The following is an 18,150-nucleotide window of genomic DNA, read 5'->3' as shown; positions in this document are numbered from 1 at the left end:
TAATATTTTTGGCCCGCAGGGAACATGGGACGGCGGCCGCGAGAAAGCGCCCGCGGCCCTGTGCCGTAAGGTGGCGATTGCGAAGAAAACCGGAAATCCCGAGATCGAGATCTGGGGCGTCGGCGAACAGACTCGCTCCTTCTGCTACATCGATGACTGCCTTGTGGGCATCTACAAATTGATGCAATCGGATTTCCACGATCCGCTCAATCTTGGCCAGGATCGTTTGATTTCGATCAACGAATTGGCGGACATCATCGCAGACGCCGCCGGGATCGAAATCGAGAAGAAACACATCGAGGGCCCGCAAGGCGTTCGCGGACGAAACTCGGACAACAGCCGCTTGAAGAAGGTTCTAAAGTGGGAGCCGGAGATCTCCCTCGAGCAAGGTCTGGCGCAGACGTATGATTGGATCGAAGCGCAGGTGATGCAGAAGTATTTCTCTGATTAACGGCAATGGTTCCAGACAGATGGGCAGCATGAACAACGGACACGAGCAACGTCTATCATGAAGTGGCATGTGATCGTCACGAATTGAGCGGAATTTCGCGACGTGTCTTCGATCGTGCCCTGAAGACCGGACGATTTTATGAGGAAGCCGGTATGCCTGAAGAAATAAGACCAGATGATTTTTGGGGAAAACAACGCGTCGTCGTGACGGGCGGCGCCGGTTTCCTCGGGGGTTACGTGGTGGACAAACTGCGCCGGCGGGGCGTGAAGGAGATCTTCATCCCGACCATCGAGGAGTATGACCTGGTGCAGTTGGAAGCTATCAAACGCATGCTGCGGGACTCCCGGCCGAACGTCGTCATCCATCTTGCGGCGAACGTCGGGGGCATCGGCGCCAACAAGGCCCGCCCAGCCGAATTCTATTACGACAACTTAATGATGGGCGCGCAGTTGATGCATCAATCCTGGAAAACTGGCATCGAGAAATTTGTGGCCATCGGCACGGTGTGTGCCTACCCCAAGTTTGCCAAAGTTCCTTTTCGAGAAAATGACCTGTGGGATGGTTATCCGGAGGAGACGAATGCACCCTACGGTCTGGCAAAGAAGATGATGCTCGTGCAATCCCAGGCATACCGTCAGCAGTATGGTTTCAATTCGATTTTCCTCATCCCGGTCAATCTCTACGGGCCTGGCGATAATTTCGATTTAAAGACTTCGCATGTCATCCCGGCCCTGATTCGCAAGTGCATCGAAGCGCAGGAACGCGGCGACAACGAAGTGGTGGTCTGGGGAGACGGCAGCCCGACGCGCGAATTCCTCTACGCCGCAGATGCGGCCGAAGGCATCCTCCTCGCAGCGGAACGCTACAACAGCAGCGATCCGGTGAACCTCGGTTCGGGCCACGAGATCAGCATCAAGGACCTGGCCGGCATGATCGCCGAACTCACCGGATTCGAAGGCAAATTGGTCTGGGACACCTCGAAGCCGAACGGACAACCCCGGCGCGGCCTGGACGTCTCCAAAGCGAAAGCCAAATTTGACTTTGAAGCACAGATGCCTTTCGAAGCGGGCTTACGGAAGACGATCGACTGGTATCGGGAAAACCGGGATCGCCTCGACGCCGGAGCGGCTTCGTCATGAGCGCGGAACGCGCAATCACCCGGGGCGACGCCGTCCCGATCAGCCTCATTCAGCCTTCACGCGGTTGGAGCGGGCTCAATCTGGGGGAGCTGTGGCGCTATCGGGACTTGGTGTACTTCTTGATCTGGCGGGACCTGAAGGTCCGCTACAAGCAGACTCTCCTGGGTGCCTCCTGGGCGATCCTGAAACCGTTTCTGAGCATGGTGATCTTCAGCCTCGTGTTTGGCCAGCTTGCCGGTCTGCCGACGGACGAAGCACCGGCGCCGTTGTTCTACTATGCTGGGCTGCTGCCCTGGGTCTTTTTCCAGGACGGGATCAACAAAGCCAGCGCCAGCCTGGTCGCCGGCCGGAATTTGATCACCAAGATCTACTTCCCCCGTCTGGCCATACCGTTCGCTTCGGTCGTAGCCGGGCTGGTCGATTTCTGCCTGGCGTTCCTCGTCTTGATCGGGTTGATGATCTTCTATCGATTCCCGCCCACACCGGCGATCTGGACTCTGCCGCTTTTCCTGCTGCTTGCCTTTATTACGTCACTCGGAACGAGTCTTTGGCTGGCGGCCTTAAACGTCGCCTATCGCGACATCGGCTACGTGACTCCATTCCTGGTGCAGGCGTGGTTGTACGCCTCGCCGGTGGTCTATTCCGCCACGCTGATCACCGACAAAACGCTGCAGGTGCTCTACGGTCTGAATCCGATGGCAGGCGTAGTTCAGGGATTCCGCTGGGCGATTCTCGACGCCGGTCAGCCCGACCCGCAGTCGCTGCTCGTTTCCATCATCGTCGCCCTCTTGCTGCTCATAAGCGGCACATTCTACTTCCGCCGCATGGAAAGGACTTTTGCCGATGTGGTTTGATGCGCCGGGAGCCGCTGCGCATAACGCGAAACCAGCTTCCCTCGGAGACCGGACGCGGATCGAACGGTGGGCCGAAGCGTCATGAGTGATCTGGCCATTCGCGTCGAGGATCTTGGCAAGCGGTATCACATCGGGCCGCACGTGGCCGGTTATCGCACTCTTCGGGAAACGCTGTTGGGAGCAGCGAAGGCGCCCTTCCGGCGGTTCTCCAATTCCTTGCGCGGAAATCGGAACTCGGATGAAATGCTCTCGATTTGGGCGCTTCGCCACGTCAACTTCGAAGTTCGTCAGGGCGAGGTGTTGGGCATCATCGGACGCAACGGTGCGGGCAAAAGCACGCTGTTGAAGCTGCTCTCGCGCATCACCGAACCCACGGAGGGGATGGCCGCCATTCGCGGCCGCGTGGGATCGTTGCTCGAGGTCGGCACGGGCTTTCATCCCGAACTCACGGGCCGGGAGAACATCTTTTTGAACGGCGCCATTCTGGGCATGAAGCGCGCGGAAATCAGCCGCAGGTTCGACGACATCGTCGCGTTTGCGGAGGTCGAGAAATTCATCGACACGCCGGTCAAACGCTATTCCAGCGGCATGTACCTGCGCCTGGCGTTTGCCGTCGCCGCACATCTCGAACCGGAAATCCTGTTGATCGACGAGGTACTCGCCGTCGGCGACGCGGCGTTCCAACGCAAGTGCCTGGGCAAAATGAGCGACATCGCCCACGAAGGTCGAACGGTTTTGTTCGTCAGTCACAACATGTCGGCCATCCTGCGGCTCACCAATGAAACGATCGTGATCGAAAAGGGTAACATCGTGATGCGCGCGCCGTCGGTGGAGGCGGTGGATTACTACATGACTTCCGGATTGTCGCAAACGGGAGAGCGCATCTGGAGCGATGATGCCCGCGCGGCGTCCTTAGCTCCTTTCCGGCCGGTCTCGCTGCGTGTACTGAACGATCGGGGTACGGTTGCAGAACGAGTTTTCGCGAAGGAAGGATTCAACGTCGAATTCACTTACGAATTGGGAGAAAACGTCCAGGGCCTGCGTACGGGGATCTACCTTTTCACTGCCCGCGGCGAGCCCGTTTTCACCTCGTTCGATACGGATGATCCACAGCGCTACGAACAATTCGCCATACGCAAAGCCGGACGTCACACCAGCCGCTGCCACATTCCCGCATATTTCCTCAATGAAGGAACTTTTGTGCTCGGGGTAAACGCCAGCGTGTTCCAGGTACAGTCGTACTTCACCGATGCCTACGCCTTGACCTTCAGCGTGGACGGGACGGCCGTGCCGGGGAGTCAATGGCAGGAACCCCGCCGCGGCCCGGTCCGGCCGGCGCTGCAGTGGGAGATCGTCCAGATGGAGGAAAAGCCTTCGTGAGTCGTTTACGACGTTTAATGAAATCCATTCTGGGCCGCGTGCCGCTGTTCGTCGAACTCTGGCAGCACATCCGTCCGGCGAGCGGTGAGATACCGGGCGGGTATCGCCTGGACCGCTTGCAAGCCGAACTGCCGGGATGGGTGCGTTCTGTGACCCGGGCTCGAGGAGAAATGGAAGCGCAGGAGCCGAAGCGCATCCTCGTGTTTGGTTTCTTCAGCTGGTGGGTTGAACACGGCACCTTGTTCGGTCTGTGGCTCTCCGCACAGGGGCACGACGTGGATTTCGCCTATCTGCCCTACCGGCGCTGGACCGAGCGCGTGGGCCGTTTCGATTTGCGCCGCCAGCAGGCTTATCTGAAGCAGGTGCTCGCTCCCGTTACCCGGTATATGTCTTGCTACGACCTGCTCGATCTTCCTCAACCGGATCTACCTGTAGAACTGGCGCGCTCGATCGATGAGCAAAGCGTGACGGATGTGCAGTACATCCGGCGTTGGGAGGCGGTAGACGTTGTCGAGGGAGGCGAAGATCGAGACCTATACCTGCTGCGAGAGGGGATGAACCTCGACCTGGCGCGGGCCGCCTACGGACTGATGAAAGACAAACGTTACGACATGATCATGCTGCCGAACGGGAGCATTCTGGAATTCGGCACGGCGTATCGCGTTGTGGATTACCTGAACGTTCCGGTGATCACTTATGAGTTCGGGGAGCATCGAGAGCGGATCTGGATGGCGCAGAGCAGCAAGGTCATGATGCAGGACACGAATGACCTGTGGGCAGCGCGCGGCGACACCCCGTTGACCGAGCAAGAGTCGCAGGCGCTGGCCGAGCTGCGCATGGCGCGCCGCAGCGGCCGCAAGTGGTCGATTTTTTCCCGCCAATGGCAAACACAGGAAAGCCGCGGCGCACAGGCGGCGCGAACGTTCCTTGGGCTGGATCCAACGCGTCCCATCGTGCTGCTGTGCACAAACGTGGTCGGGGACAGCATGTCGTTGGGACGTCAATTGTTCACCGACGGTATGGCGGATTGGCTGGAGCGTACGGTGCGTTATTTCGCCGACCGGCCGGACGCGCAATTGGTCATCCGGGTCCATCCCGGAGAGCCGCAGCTGGGCGGCTTCCCCTCGGAAGAGATCGTGCAGGCTGCCCTGCCGCAAATGCCCGAGCACGTGATCGTCGTGCCGCCGGAAGCGAAGATCAACACCTACGACCTGGTCGAAGTGGCCAACATTGGATTGGCCTACACCACGACGGTCGGTTTGGAAATGGCCATGAGCGGCATCCCGGTGGTCGTGGCCGGTTTGACCCACTACCGAGGCAAGGGCTTCACCTACGACCCCAACACCTTCGAGGAATACCTGGCCATGATCGACGCTTTGCTGGCCGAGGGATTACAGGCGCGCCTGGATGAACGTCAGGTGACCCTGGCGCAGCGCTACGCCTACCGCTACTTCTTCGAATACGCCTTGCCTTTCCCCTGGCACCTGCAGCATTTCTGGCAGGACGTCGCCGAGCGGCCGTTGGAGGATCAATTGAAGCCGGCTGCACTCGAACGTTATGGCCGGACGCTGCGTTCGCTGTTGGGCGAGCCGATTCGGTGGGAATCTGTAGAGCACGAGGTGAGAATTGCCGGCTGAAATCAACACGGATGTGAAGCACGAGGTGCGTGAATTCTATGATGCGATCGGCTGGCAGCAGATCGGGGATGGCATCTATCAGAACGCGCGTTACGAGGATTTGCGTCCCGTCGTGCGCGAGTACATCCACCGCTGCCATCTGCGCGTCAAACGGCATCTACCCTCCGCGGGAACTTATTTGCTGGATGGCGGATCGGGACCGATCCAATATCCGGAGTACATCGAGTATTCTGAGGGCTTCCGCTACCGGGTTTGTTTGGATATCTCCGCCCGAGCCCTGGTCGAAGCCCGCAAACGCATCGGAGATCACGGTCTGTTCGTCGTGGGTGACGTCGCCAATCTGCCCTTCGCGGACGACATCTTCGACGGCGTTGTGTCCTTGCACACGATCCATCACCTGCCGCCCCAGGATCATGCGCCCGCTTTCTATGAATTCTGGCGGGTGTTAGCTCCCCAGGGCAAGGCGGTTGTAGTGCACAGTTGGAAAACCCATTCCCTGTTTCGCCGATTGACGGATTTCCCGGTCAAGATCGCATTCGCATTGATTCGCCTCTACAGAAGATTGCGCGGCCTGGAAGTCTCCCCGAAGATTCTGCCGGGTGCGGAAGCTTCCTCCAAGACACAGGAATTGCTGCAGGCTTCCGGAAGCTACACGTACTCCCATTCGTACCGGCAGCTGCGCAGCGAACTGAGTGGTTTACCCGGACTGGACGTTCGTGTATGGCGCAGTGTGAGCACCAATTTCATGCGCGCCTTCATACACCGCAGATTGCTGGGACGGTCTTTACTGCGTTTGATGTATTACCTGGAAGAGCGGGCGCCGAGATTCTTCGGCCGTTTCGGACAATACCCCATGATCTTGTTTGAAGGATCGTCGGAAAGGTCGGATAAATGAACTGGAAAGAGAAAGTCATCATGGTGACCGGCGGGACCGGTTCGTTCGGACGCAAGTTCGTGCAGATCATGCTGCAGGATTACCAGCCGGCGAGGTTGATCATCTTCAGCCGGGACGAGCTCAAACAGCACGAGATGGCCACGGCGGGTCTCGATCACCCCAGTCTGCGCTACTTCATCGGCGACGTGCGCGATCAAATGCGACTACGCCGCGCCATGCAGGGCGTGGACATCGTGGTGCACGCGGCGGCGCTGAAGCAGGTCCCGGCCTGCGAATACAATCCCATCGAAGCCATCATGACCAACATCATGGGCGGCAGGAACGTCGTCGAGGCGGCGCTGGATACGAACGTCGAACGCGTGATGGCACTCAGCACGGATAAGGCCGTCAACCCCATCAATCTTTACGGCGCCACGAAGCTGGCGGCGGAAAAACTCTTCGTGCATTCCAACGCCTACGCCGGCGGAACGGGAACGCGTTTTTCCTGCGTGCGATACGGAAACGTGCTCGGCAGTCGCGGCAGCGTCGTGCCGTTGTTTTTACGCCAACGGGAAACCGGCCGCATCAGCATCACCGACGAGCGCATGAGCCGCTTTTGGCTTTCACTCGAACAAGGCGTGCGCTTCACGATCCGCTGCATCGAGCAGATGCACGGTGGTGAGGTCTTCGTACCTAAAATTCCCAGCATGCATTTAATCGATCTGGCCAAGGCCATCGCACCCGACGCGGAAATCGACGTCATCGGCATTCGCCCCGGAGAGAAATTGCACGAGGTCTTGATCTCCGAGGACGAAGCCCGGCACAGTATCGAACTGGACGATATGTACGTCGTCGAACCCAGCGGCACGTTGTGGTTTGGCCACAACTGGCACGGAGAGGGAAAGTCGTTGCCCGAAGACTTTCGTTACACGAGTGATTCGAACGACCAGTGGCTGACTCAGGAAGAACTTAGAACCATGGTCGAGGCCGTAGAAGCCAAGCCGAATTTTCTGAGGTAATCCAGATGGCGAAAGTACTGGTGACCGGCGCAAGTGGATTGTTGGGTGCAAATCTGATATTCGACGGACGCGGGCGGCACGATTTCGTCGGCGTCTACCATCAACACGCCATGGAGATTGATGGCGCCGTGTTGATCTCGGCGGATCTCAGCCGGGAAGGTGTCGCCCGGAAGCTGATGCAGAACCACGAACCGGCCTGGGTCGTTCACACGGCGGCTGCTACCAACATGGAAGCTTGTGAGGTCGATCCGGGAATGGCATTTCGCCTGAACTGCGATATGACGCGCTTCGTCGCAGAGGCCTCGTGGTCTATCGGTGCCGGGTTGATTCACATCTCTACCGACGCCGTATTCGATGGGCGCCGGGGGAATTATGTGGAAACGGATGAAGTCAACCCACTGAGTGTCTACGCGCGGAGCAAGTACGAAGCGGAGCAGGCTGTGGCTACTGCCCATCCCGAAGCGGCAATCGTGCGTACGAACATCTTCGGCTGGAACATGCAGCCCAAACAGAGTCTGGCGGAGATGTTCCTCCATCATCTGGAAAAGGGGGAACGCTGCCACGGGTTTACCGACGTGTCCGTCACGACGATTCTGGTCAACGATCTGGTGGAATTGCTCTTGAAGATGATCGAAGCGGGTTTGTCGGGAATGTACCACGTGGGAGGCGGCGAATGTCTCAGCAAGTACGACTTCGGACTGCGCCTGGCGGACACGTTTGGCCTGGATGGCACTTTGATCGAGCCCATAACGGTGGCGCAGATGAACTTCAAGGCGAAGCGTGGGAACCACCTATGCATGAAGGGTGACAAGATCGAAGCCGCACTCGGCGTCGAACTGCCGGACATCAGCGGCGGCTTGCGGCGCTTCCGCGAACTGCGCGCAAACGGGCACGCCGAACGTTTGAAGATGCACTCGAGGAGATAGGCATGAGTGGAAAAGAGATCAAGATCGCAGACCGCTGGATTGGTGGGAATCATCCCACGTACTTCATCGCAGACATTTCGGCCAATCACGATGGGGATTTAAATCGCGCCAGGATGCTGATCCGCCTGGCGAAGGAAGCGGGTGCGGATGCAGCGAAGTTCCAGAATTTTCGCGCGCCGAAAATCGTCTCGGATTATGGATTCAAATCTCTAGGCGGACAGCTCTCGCATCAGGCCCAGTGGAAGAAATCGGTGTTCGAAGTTTACGACGATGCGTCCATATCGTTCGATTGGACCCCGATTTTAAAGGAAACGTGTGACGAAGTCGGAATTCATTATTTCTCGTCCCCGTACGATTTCGAAGCGGTCGATATGTTGGAGCCGTACGTGCCGGCGTACAAGGCGGGTTCGGGATTGATGAGCTGGCCCGAGATGCTGGTTTATATGGCCTCCAAGAACAAACCTTTTCTCATGGCGACGGGCGCCAGCGACATGGGCGAGGTGGTAGCAAACACGCGCGCCGTTCTGGCCGTCAATGCGGACGTCGTACTCATGCAGTGCAACACCAATTACACCGCCAGCGATGAGAACTTCGATCACATTAATCTGAACGTGCTCAAGAGTTATGCTACCGTGTTTCCCAATGTCGTCTTGGGACTATCCGATCACACCTCGGGCCACGCGACGGTGTTGGGCGCCGTGGCACTCGGCGCGCGGGTGATCGAGAAACACTTCACGGATGACACCGGCCGGGAAGGCCCGGATCATCCCTTCTCCATGGATCCCGATACCTGGGCGGACATGGTGGCCAGAACGCACGAGCTCGAGCGGGCTCTCGGATCGACGGACAAACGCGTCGCCGACAACGAAAGAGACACGTTGATCGTACAGCGCCGCTGCCTGCGGGCAGCACGTGAGATTAAAGCGGGTGAAATTCTGACGCGTGAAATGATCGACGTGCTCCGACCGGCTTCTCCCGGCGCGATCGAACCGGCTCGTATCGATCAGGCGTTGGGGACCAAAGTGCTCGAGGACGTCCCCTTCGGGGAAGCGTTGTGCTGGACGATGTTGGGGAAACCGTGAAAGTGATGTATTTCTCGCGCGAATATACGCCGCACGATCATCGCTTTTTGGAAGCGCTTTCGAAAAGCGGGCACTCGATTTCCTTTTTACAGTTGGAGCGTAGTGGTGGTTTGGAATCGAGGCCGGTGCCCGATGGCGTTCGCCAGGTGCTTTGGCCATGGAGGCGGAAAGGACGCAGCCGGCTGCGCACGCTCGCTCTGGTGCGGGATCTGAAAGGCGTTCTTCAGCGCGAGCAGCCGGACGTCGTTCATGCCGGCCCAATCCAATCGCCGGCCTTTCTCACCGCGCTGGCGGGATTCCATCCCCTTGTGAGCATGTCATGGGGATCAGATATGTTATTGGGCGCCAGAAGAGGCATCGGACGTTGGGCGGCGCGGTACACGCTGAAACGCAGCGATGCCTTCGCCTGTGACTGCGACGCCGTCCGTCAGAAAGCGCTGGAATTAGGCATGCCGTCCGAGCGGATCGTGGTTTTCCCCTGGGGCGTCGACCTGGTGCATTTCTCCCCCAAGAAGGAAACCCATCTGCGCTCGCTCCTGGGCTGGCAGGATGCTTTCATCGTGATTTCAACCCGCGTCTGGGAGCGTCTCACGGGAGTCGACGTGCTCGTCGAAGGTTTTCTGCGTGCGGCGAAAGCGGAACCGAGCTTGCGCCTGCTGCTGCTCGGGAACGGTTCGCTGCGTGCGGACATCTCCGAGCGTATCCGTGAAAGCGATATGATCGACCGCGTGTACATGCCCGGCCAGGTGCGGTATGCGGATTTGCCGGGCTATTTCCGCAGCGCCGATCTGTACCTCAGCGCCTCGACGAGCGACGGATCGTCCGTTTCCTTGATGGAAGCGTTGGCCTGTGGCTGTCCGACGCTGGTTTCGGATATCCCGGGCAACCGCGAGTGGGTCGAACCGGGCAAACATGGCTGGTGGTTCGAAACGGGAAACGCCGCTGATCTCGAGGCGAAGCTCCTCCAGGCGCTGGCGGAACGCGATCGCCATCCCGCCATGCGTAAGGCGGCGAGAGAACTGGCGGAAGCGCGGGCAAATTGGAAGCAGAACTTCCTGAAGCTGCTGGACGCCTACGAGCTGGCCCGCTCTTTTGCGAGGCAGGGTCCGGAGGGCAAGCATGCTCGAGTTCGATGATCTGATTCGCGGTTTCGAGAAGATGGGCATTTCCCCGGGCGATACGATCATGGTGCACAGTTCGTATAAATCCCTGGGCGGGGTCAACGGGGGTGCGGACACGGTCATCGACGCGCTGGTCGAGTCGGTGGGCGATAATGGCACCGTGTTGTTTCCCACCTTCAATTTCAAATCCTGGGTGGACACGCATTACTTCGACGTCCGCGAAACCGCATCTCACATGGGTGTCATCACCGAATTGGCGCGCTGCAGGGAAGCGGCCGTGCGCACGCCGCATCCACTCTACTCTTTTGCCGTGCTTGGAAACCGGCAGGAGGAATTCGCAGCTTGCGACGACGTCGAGGCCGTGGGCGACAATTCCGTTTTTGCCCTTTTTCACAAACTCAACGGCCTGATCGTCAGCATCGGCCTGGATTTCAACAGCTCCTTCACCTTCAGCGTGCGCGCCATCTACAAGGCCGGAGGATATTGGCGACGGGTGAAGAAGTTCTCGGGGATCTACGTGGGTTACGATGGCGAGCCGCAGCTGAAGACCTATTCGATGTACGTACGTTCGACGTTCCAGGTGATCACCGACATCAAACCCGCGATCAACGAATTGATCGAGCGTGAGATTATCGAGGTCCATCAACTTGGCGACGCTTCGGTGCACACCGTGCGAGCAAATCCCTTCTACGATGCCTGGACGGTGATCGCCAAGAACCATCCGGAAAAACTGTACCGCACGAAGGAGATCCATGAGTAGGTTGCGACCATGGTGAAAAAGGTGCTGCCTTTGAAGCCCATCCTCGAAGCGATCTATCCGCTGCATCGTACGATCGTCTCTGAAGGACCAGTCGATCGAATTCTGGCCTGGAAGGACCTGGAGCCTCACCTGTACTACAGCGAGAAACGCCCGCATGCGATTCCCTGGGAATTCAAATACTACGATCGGGACTGGGGTTTCTGCATGTCCAAGCAGACCTTCGATTCCCTGCCGCACGACAAACGGTATCGGGCCGTGATTCGCTCGGAATTCGTCAAACGGGCGGACCAGGGACTTCGGGTGGGCACGCTGTTGGTCCATCCGGAAGGCGGCCCGAACCCGGATGCCGGGGAAATGATCATCGCCGCACACGTATGTCATCCGATGCAGGCGAACGACGATGCGGCCGGCGTCGTCACGGCGATCGGGCTTGCCCAGCGTCTCGCCGATCGACGGCTGCCGGAAGGCTCGATGAGCGTGCGCTTCCTCTTCTGCCCCGAGACGATCGGCAGCATCGCTTACCTGGCGCACAACGAGGATCTGATTCCCCGCTTGAAGGGTGGTATCTTCATCGAAATGACGGGAAACGAGAATTCGCTCATTTTGCAGCGTTCACGCCAGGACGATCATTTGATCGACCGCATTGCCAGGTTCGCGCTCGCAAACAGCGGGGAGGAATTCCGTGAAGGCGAGTTCGCCCAGGTCGTTGCCAACGACGAGCGCGTGATCAACGGCCCGGGCGTCAACGTTCCGTGTATTTCATTGAGCCGCTGGCCGTATGACGAGTACCACACGAGCGACGACAATCCGGATATCATTCATGAGGAAATGCTGCAGCAGGCGCTGGACGTGATCGAGGTAACTGTACGCATTTACGCCTCGAATTATGTGCCGCGCAGAAACTTCCGCGGTCCGGTCTTTCTTTCCGGTCACGGTCTCTGGGTGGATTGGCGTGAAAATTGGGATCTCAATCGGGCGATTGAGAAGATCATGATGCGTTTCGAAGGCGATACGAGCGTGTACGATATCGCCTCGGAACTGGGATTGGATTATTGGGAGACCTGGACGTATGTCGAGAAATTCAGGCAAAAAGGCCTCGTGACGAGGGAAGCGATCCCTTCGGAAAGCGTCGCCGCGTAGGATCGTTCGAAAGGATATCTTGAATGGGCCGAACATCGGAGAGCGAAAACATCGTTGCAATCATTCAGGCTCGTATGGGTTCGAGCCGTTTACCCGGGAAAGTTCTGGCAGAGATTCAAGGCCGGGCGATGATCGCCTGGGTGATCGAACGAGCGCGTATGTCCAAACTGTTGGACTCGGTGGTGCTCGCCACGACGGTCGATGAAGCTGATGACGCGGTTGCAGAACTGTGCGAGGCGCACGGGTATCCATGCGTTCGCGGGCGCGCTGCCGATGTCTTGTATCGCTACGTGCAGGCGGCGGAAATGTACCACGCAGACATCGTCGTGCGGCTGACCGGGGATTGTCCGCTGATTGACCCCGGCGTGATCGACACCACGATACAGGCGTTTCTGGACAGCAATCCGCCGGCTGTTTACGCCAGCAACCGCATCGTCCGCACCTTCCCGATCGGTTTGGATGTGGAAGTGGTGGACTTCGATGCGCTGCAAATGGCGAACCGGGAGGCGAAAGAGCCCTATCACCGCGAGCACGTGACCCCGTATTTCTACGAAGATCCGCAGCGTTTCCCGATCGTTTCCGTCACGGCGGACGGCGATTACGGCGGCTATCGGTGGACGGTAGATACCAAGGAGGATTTACGTTTCGTGCGAGAGATTTTTTCTCGCTTGAAAGACGTGAACGACTTTACCTGGAAAGATGTGCTTGAAATTCTGGAAGAGGAACCGGAATTGATGAAAATCAACAGCAACGTGCGCCAGCGGACGTACCGCGAAGTGGAATAAGCCGAGGAAAGGCCGGAATTCGAGACAGGTGCAGAAGGCAGACCTATTAATGCTCACGATCTTTACTTCACCCAAACCTTTCGGTTTCAACCCGCACATCGACATGATCCAGCGCAACGCGATCGAATCATGGACGCGCCTGGGGGACGATGTGGAGGTACTGCTCATCGGCGACGAGCCGGGCATGGCGGAAATCGCGCACGAGCTGGGCATCCGCCATCTGAAGGACGTGCGCCACAACCAGCGCGGGACGCCGTACGTCAGCGCGGTTTTTTCCCTGGCGCGAGAAAACGCACGCCATTCCCTGCTTTGCTTCGCCAACGCCGACATCATCTTCCTCGAGGACTTGCTTACCGGCGCCGATCGGGTCCGCCGCCAGTTTAAGGATTTCCTGATCCTCGGGCAGCGTTGGAATTTGAATATCACGCAGCCGATCGATTTTGGCCGAGACTGGCTGCACGAGCTTCGCCGGCAGGTGGAGGGCGTCGGCAGACGACACGGTCCGCTGGGCAGCGACTATTTCGTTTTCGAGCGAGATTTGCTGCGCCACATGCCGGATTTTGCCCTCGGACGCCCCGGTTGGGACAACTGGACCATTTACGCCGGTCGGGCGGCGAGCGTTCCCGTCGTCGATGCCACCGAGGCGATCACCGTGATCCACCAGGATCACGATTACAGCCACCTTCCGGGTGGAAGGCCGCCCTACGGCGGCCCCGAAAGCAAGGAAAATCTGGCCGCTGCCGGCGGCATGGAAGTCATTTTCATGCCCACCGATGCGACCTGGAAACTGCAGGGAGATGCGTTGAGTCGCAGGAGCCTTTTCGAGATGGGCGTCCTGCGGGCAATCGAGAGCGCTTTGATCGCTCGTTTCGGCGCTGGCCGGCGGGCCCTTCTGGTGCGGGTATTGTTCCACCCGATCGAGGGATTACGCTATTACAGCGGGGCAATACTACGCCGCATACGCCGGCTGATCTCACGCGGATCTCCGTCCGGCGAGCATTCGGGCGCGGGGGAAGAGAAGTAGATGACTCGTGTGGGTATGAATCCGGCGCGCGGCCGCGCCAGCAGCTATCGACCCGCCCGGGTCACGCAGGCGGTCCTGGTGTACATCCCGCACTTGAGCGGTTTCTTCCAGCATCGTTTCGGCGTGCTCAAGTTATGCCTGGACTCGATCTTCCGCCACACCCAGAAACCATACGACCTGCTCGTCTTCGACAATGCGAGCTGTGAACCGGTGAAAGCGTATCTGCAAGGCCTGTTGGATGAGGGCAAGATCCGCTACCTGCTGTCTTCGAGCGAAAACATCGGCAAGTTGGGCGCTTTGCGGCTCATCGCCGGCGCGGCGCCGGGCGAAGTGATCGCTTACACGGATGACGATACCTTCTTCTACCCGGGTTGGTTGAAAGCGCATCTGGATCTGCTCGACGGTTTTCCGAACGTAGGCATGGTGAGCGGCAACCCGGAACGCACGCTTTTCGACCACGGTATCGCAAGCAACCTGCGCTTTGCGGAAACGGACTCCGATACGAGTCTGAGCTACGGCAAGACCATCCCGGAAGATTGGGAGCGCGAATGGGCAGTCTCATTGGGGAAGGACACGGATGCATTTTTGAAGACGGTGCGCGATCTGGACGACATCATCATCGAGTATAAAGGCCAACGTGCGTATGCCACCGCCTGCCACAATCAATTCGTCTCGCCGAAGGCGGTGCTCGTCAGGTTTCTTGCGGGAGAGTGGGTGGGACGGCTGATGGGCGGTCTCAATGAATTGGATAATCAGATCGATGCGGCGGGGTACTTGCGCTTGGCCACGCTGCAGCGGACCACACGGCTCATCGGCAACGTCGTGAATCCATCCATGGCAGAGGAGGCAGGCCGTTTTTCGATCGACGCCCAGGCGTCGGATATGGTGCTGGCGAAGCGGAAGGGGAAGTCGCTGCTGCGTTGGAAACCTGTCCGCTGGCTGCTGCAGGGACTTTACAATCGGCTCTTCTGGGCGTTGAACCGGGGAACAGGAGATTGGCACAACGAGCCGGAGGACGAAACGCTTTGACGCCTCACGGAAAAATCCGGCATGAATCGATGAGAGGAGATAACGTACCATGAAAGTGGAGTACGAGGAGACCAGCAAGGATCTAGAAACGCGGATCAATATTCACGAGCAATTTGGCGGCAGGAACATCGATGCCTGGATGTTGAACCTGTTACCCCTTTCCAGGGGAATGAAAATCCTGGACGTCGGATGCGGCTCCGGCAAACAGTGTCTCGCTTTTTACGATGCGCTGTCGGGCGAGGTCGAGATCACCGGAGGGGATGTTTCGCATGAATTGCTGGAGCAAGCCCGCGAGGCAAGCGCGGTGAAGTCTGCCGATATCGAATATCTCGAATTAAACTTCAACGAACGCTTTCCGTTCGACGACGACACGTTTGATTTGCTGACGTGTTGTTTCGCCATCTACTACGCCGTCGATATTCCTTTCACCATCGCCGAGATGTATCGGGTGTTGAAACCGGGCGGGAAATTGTTCACCACCGGGCCCATGCCGGAAAACAAGCAGCTTTTCTACGACATCATCTTCGAAGCCACCCAGCGACCGATCCCGCCCATGCCGGGCAGCTCCCGGTACGGCAGCGAAATACTGGACGCCATGCATGCCACCTTTTCCGACGTCGAGACGCACATATTCGAGAATCCACTAACGTTTCCGGACGCAAAACCCTTCCTCGATTACACTCGTGCTTCACTCTCCGAAGACCGGAAACTCTGGCGAGGGTTGTTTCAAGGAACGGACGATTTCGAGCGCGTGATGGATAAAATCCGCCAGGCAGCGATTCGGCGTGCCGAGCGCGAAGGCAAGCTGGTCATGACCAAGGTCGTGGGTGGGTTTATCGCCACCAAGTGACGGAACAAAGGAGTCGACGTGAACATTAATGGAGAAAGGCTTCTGTTTCTCGGCGCACATCCCGATGACATCGAATTGGGTTGTGGGGCGTTGTTGGCTCACGTTGCTCGGCAGACGGAAGTGCGCTGCATTACGCTTTCCGACAACCAGAAAAATCCCAAGTTGAAAAACATCCCGCAGGAACATTTCCGCAGCATGGAAATCTTGGGATTGTCCAAAGAGTGTGTGGTCCTCGACGAATTTGAGACACGCAATTTTCCCCGGGATCGGCAGCAAATTCTGGAGTATCTCTACAACGTGAATCACGAGTATGCCCCGGATATCGTCTTCGCCCACACCAGGGCAGACATCCATCAGGATCATCGCATCGTGACGGAAGAGGCGCTGCGAGCTTTTCGCGGCGTGACGGTGTTGGGTTTCGACGTCTTCCGCAGCAGTTATGGTTTCTTCCCTCACTTTCTCGTCGAGGTCGACGAAAAAGACGTCGAATTAAAGCTCACGGCTCTGGCGCAGTACGAGACCTACGCCGATCGTTATTATTTCTCGCCCGAAGTCGTCCGGGCGACGATGGTGCGCAACGGCGCATTGGCGGAGAGGCCGTTTGCGGAAGGTTTCGACATCTTACGCATGGTGGCCAAATTCCAATGAAGTTGGTGGAAAAGGTTTGAGCTTTCGCCTGCCCTTCCCCCGCTTGATTTCGGAGGTATGGGTGATTGGAATGGCCGAGATGCGAAAATGTATGGAAAAGCAGGAACGAGGCGTGTCTACTGATGCTGACAGGTGATGCGGTGTGGGAAGACGTGGTGCATTGTTCGCTGTGCCGCAGCGGACAAGAAATGCATTCCGTTTTCGCGCAGCTCGAGGATGCAGGTGAGCGATTGCATTACCAGATTTGTGATCGCTGCGGTTTGGTGTTCCAATCGCCGCGAATGAATCAGTCTGCACTCAGCCGCTTTTACATGGAGCAGTATCGAAAGACCGTGCAGGACTCGGAGGGACCGACGGATAAAGACCTGCGCGTTCAAGCCGGCCGGGCAAGGGCATTGTCGCAGTTCGTCCACCGGGACGCCGCTGAAATCCGTCGCCATCTCGACATCGGCAGTTCCGCAGGTGCGCTGCTGGCCAGGTTCCGATCGGATTATAGTTGTGAGAGCGTAGGAATCGAGCCCGGTGAGGCTTACCGCGCCTACGCGGCGAAAAGAAAATTACGTATGTACCCTGATCTCGAGACGTTGGAAAGGCAGGATGAAGCAGCCTTCGATCTGGTTTCGATGTCGCACGTGCTGGAGCATCTCCCTGATCCGCTGGCGTATTTGATCCATCTGCGCCGGCGCTGGATTGCCCCGGATGGATGGGTTTTGATCGAGGTGCCCAACCTGTACGGACACCAGGCCTTCGAATTGGCGCACCTGTATGCTTACACGGCGGCGACGCTGCGAGAGGTTTTGCGGCAAGCCGGTTTCGAAGTCCTGCGGCTGCGCGCTCATGGCAGGCCCAGATCCCGGCTCATCCCGCTGTATCTCACAGCGCTTGCCCGGCCTCGTTCCGGCGATTCTGCCCCGGGACGAATCCGCTCGGATAGTTCCGGGGTTCGCACACGCCGACGGCTGGCAATGCTTTGGCGGCGCATGGCCACAAAGTATTTCGCCAGGTGGGCGTGGCTGCCCTGGCCTGCGCTCGAGTGACGGGGCGAAATCACCACGATATGGATGCATGTAGATGAAGGCCAAAGGTATCTGGATGAAACGTATATTTTTCTTTCCCATCACAATTTCGATGTATCCTGTGCTTTCATTCTTAGCGACCAACATTGCACAAGTGGTATTACTGGACGCAATGCGCTCTCTGATCGTATCCGTTCTACTCGTATGTATTCTCTACTCATTGTTCTGGATTTGGCTCCGAGACACGTTGCGAGCTGCCGTACTCTCAACTTTTATCATAATTCTGTTCTTCAGCTATGGACACGTTTACGCGTTAATCGAGGACTTCTCCGTATTTACTTTCAACGTTGGACGACATCGATTCCTGTTCGCTGTTTGGCTGGTTGCTGCGTTGTTAGGAATTCGGCTGGTGCTG

General features: G+C 58.0%; 19 protein-coding genes. All 19 read left to right on the top strand.

The window, feature by feature from the left end:
- On the top strand, positions 1 to 451 hold a 451-nt coding region (locus P8Z34_15350), incomplete at its 5' end, for a GDP-mannose 4,6-dehydratase (GenBank protein ID MEJ2552050.1).
- A 152-nt stretch (positions 452 to 603) separates the two neighbouring features.
- Positions 604 to 1,590: a GDP-L-fucose synthase gene (locus tag P8Z34_15345; protein MEJ2552049.1), complete on the top strand. Its 987-nt coding sequence runs from the start codon at positions 604 to 606 to the stop codon at positions 1,588 to 1,590.
- Positions 1,587 to 2,444, top strand: coding sequence for an ABC transporter permease (locus P8Z34_15340; GenBank protein MEJ2552048.1), 858 nt, complete (start codon positions 1,587 to 1,589; stop codon positions 2,442 to 2,444). Before P8Z34_15345 ends, P8Z34_15340 begins: the two co-directional genes overlap by 4 nt.
- 81 nt (positions 2,445 to 2,525) lie before the next feature.
- On the top strand, positions 2,526 to 3,824 hold the full coding sequence (locus P8Z34_15335; GenBank protein ID MEJ2552047.1) for an ABC transporter ATP-binding protein: 1,299 nt from the start codon (positions 2,526 to 2,528) through the stop codon (positions 3,822 to 3,824).
- Positions 3,821 to 5,461 carry a hypothetical protein gene (locus P8Z34_15330; protein ID MEJ2552046.1) on the top strand — a complete coding sequence of 547 codons (1,641 nt, stop codon included), beginning with the start codon at positions 3,821 to 3,823 and terminating at the stop codon, positions 5,459 to 5,461. The genes P8Z34_15335 and P8Z34_15330 overlap by 4 nt, the downstream gene beginning before the upstream one ends.
- Positions 5,451 to 6,356, top strand: coding sequence for a class I SAM-dependent methyltransferase (locus P8Z34_15325; GenBank protein MEJ2552045.1), 906 nt, complete (start codon positions 5,451 to 5,453; stop codon positions 6,354 to 6,356). The genes P8Z34_15330 and P8Z34_15325 overlap by 11 nt, the downstream gene beginning before the upstream one ends.
- Positions 6,353 to 7,354, top strand: coding sequence for a UDP-N-acetylglucosamine 4,6-dehydratase (inverting) (gene pseB / locus P8Z34_15320; GenBank protein MEJ2552044.1), 1,002 nt, complete (start codon positions 6,353 to 6,355; stop codon positions 7,352 to 7,354). Before P8Z34_15325 ends, pseB begins: the two co-directional genes overlap by 4 nt.
- Before the next feature lie 5 nt (positions 7,355 to 7,359).
- Entirely contained in the window at positions 7,360 to 8,280 is a 921-nt protein-coding gene (locus P8Z34_15315) for an SDR family oxidoreductase (protein ID MEJ2552043.1), read from the top strand.
- Positions 8,281 to 8,282: 2 nt separating this feature from the next.
- A complete protein-coding gene (locus P8Z34_15310; GenBank protein MEJ2552042.1) occupies positions 8,283 to 9,362 on the top strand; it encodes an N-acetylneuraminate synthase family protein in 1,080 nt (359 codons plus the stop codon).
- Positions 9,335 to 10,498, top strand: coding sequence for a glycosyltransferase family 4 protein (locus P8Z34_15305; protein MEJ2552041.1), 1,164 nt, complete (start codon positions 9,335 to 9,337; stop codon positions 10,496 to 10,498). The genes P8Z34_15310 and P8Z34_15305 overlap by 28 nt, the downstream gene beginning before the upstream one ends.
- Positions 10,482 to 11,243, top strand: a complete 762-nt coding sequence (locus tag P8Z34_15300) for an AAC(3) family N-acetyltransferase (GenBank protein ID MEJ2552040.1) — start codon at positions 10,482 to 10,484, stop codon at positions 11,241 to 11,243. The genes P8Z34_15305 and P8Z34_15300 overlap by 17 nt, the downstream gene beginning before the upstream one ends.
- Before the next feature lie 9 nt (positions 11,244 to 11,252).
- Positions 11,253 to 12,383, top strand: a complete 1,131-nt coding sequence (locus P8Z34_15295; protein ID MEJ2552039.1) for a DUF4910 domain-containing protein — start codon at positions 11,253 to 11,255, stop codon at positions 12,381 to 12,383.
- Between the two features lie 23 nt (positions 12,384 to 12,406).
- Positions 12,407 to 13,168: a glycosyltransferase family protein gene (locus P8Z34_15290; protein ID MEJ2552038.1), complete on the top strand. Its 762-nt coding sequence runs from the start codon at positions 12,407 to 12,409 to the stop codon at positions 13,166 to 13,168.
- Between the two features lie 49 nt (positions 13,169 to 13,217).
- On the top strand, positions 13,218 to 14,192 hold the full coding sequence (locus tag P8Z34_15285) for a hypothetical protein (protein ID MEJ2552037.1): 975 nt from the start codon (positions 13,218 to 13,220) through the stop codon (positions 14,190 to 14,192).
- On the top strand, positions 14,193 to 15,221 hold the full coding sequence (locus tag P8Z34_15280) for a glycosyltransferase family A protein (GenBank protein ID MEJ2552036.1): 1,029 nt from the start codon (positions 14,193 to 14,195) through the stop codon (positions 15,219 to 15,221).
- A 49-nt stretch (positions 15,222 to 15,270) separates the two neighbouring features.
- Positions 15,271 to 16,071, top strand: a complete 801-nt coding sequence (locus tag P8Z34_15275) for a methyltransferase domain-containing protein (GenBank protein ID MEJ2552035.1) — start codon at positions 15,271 to 15,273, stop codon at positions 16,069 to 16,071.
- Between the two features lie 18 nt (positions 16,072 to 16,089).
- Positions 16,090 to 16,719: a PIG-L family deacetylase gene (locus tag P8Z34_15270; protein MEJ2552034.1), complete on the top strand. Its 630-nt coding sequence runs from the start codon at positions 16,090 to 16,092 to the stop codon at positions 16,717 to 16,719.
- 122 nt (positions 16,720 to 16,841) lie between these two features.
- On the top strand, positions 16,842 to 17,756 hold the full coding sequence (locus tag P8Z34_15265; protein ID MEJ2552033.1) for a class I SAM-dependent methyltransferase: 915 nt from the start codon (positions 16,842 to 16,844) through the stop codon (positions 17,754 to 17,756).
- A 34-nt stretch (positions 17,757 to 17,790) separates the two neighbouring features.
- Positions 17,791 to 18,150: hypothetical protein (locus tag P8Z34_15260; protein ID MEJ2552032.1), on the top strand; the 360-nt coding region annotated here is incomplete at its 3' end.

This window comes from Anaerolineales bacterium (genome assembly GCA_037382465.1).
Lineage (GTDB): Bacteria > Chloroflexota > Anaerolineae > Anaerolineales > E44-bin32 > WVZH01.
The sequence above is the reverse complement of the archived record's forward strand: the minus strand, read 5'-3'. Positions and strand labels throughout refer to the sequence as shown.

Coding starts and splice junctions, on each gene's coding strand:
- P8Z34_15295 (MEJ2552039.1), top strand. CDS start 11,253: ATGGTGAAAAAGGTGCTGCCTTTGAAGCCCATCCTCGAAGCGATCTAT.
- P8Z34_15340 (MEJ2552048.1), top strand. CDS start 1,587: ATGAGCGCGGAACGCGCAATCACCCGGGGCGACGCCGTCCCGATCAGC.
- P8Z34_15310 (MEJ2552042.1), top strand. CDS start 8,283: ATGAGTGGAAAAGAGATCAAGATCGCAGACCGCTGGATTGGTGGGAAT.
- P8Z34_15315 (MEJ2552043.1), top strand. CDS start 7,360: ATGGCGAAAGTACTGGTGACCGGCGCAAGTGGATTGTTGGGTGCAAAT.
- pseB (MEJ2552044.1), top strand. CDS start 6,353: ATGAACTGGAAAGAGAAAGTCATCATGGTGACCGGCGGGACCGGTTCG.
- P8Z34_15300 (MEJ2552040.1), top strand. CDS start 10,482: ATGCTCGAGTTCGATGATCTGATTCGCGGTTTCGAGAAGATGGGCATT.
- P8Z34_15280 (MEJ2552036.1), top strand. CDS start 14,193: ATGACTCGTGTGGGTATGAATCCGGCGCGCGGCCGCGCCAGCAGCTAT.
- P8Z34_15265 (MEJ2552033.1), top strand. CDS start 16,842: ATGCTGACAGGTGATGCGGTGTGGGAAGACGTGGTGCATTGTTCGCTG.
- P8Z34_15345 (MEJ2552049.1), top strand. CDS start 604: ATGCCTGAAGAAATAAGACCAGATGATTTTTGGGGAAAACAACGCGTC.
- P8Z34_15285 (MEJ2552037.1), top strand. CDS start 13,218: ATGCTCACGATCTTTACTTCACCCAAACCTTTCGGTTTCAACCCGCAC.
- P8Z34_15290 (MEJ2552038.1), top strand. CDS start 12,407: ATGGGCCGAACATCGGAGAGCGAAAACATCGTTGCAATCATTCAGGCT.
- P8Z34_15275 (MEJ2552035.1), top strand. CDS start 15,271: ATGAAAGTGGAGTACGAGGAGACCAGCAAGGATCTAGAAACGCGGATC.
- P8Z34_15335 (MEJ2552047.1), top strand. CDS start 2,526: ATGAGTGATCTGGCCATTCGCGTCGAGGATCTTGGCAAGCGGTATCAC.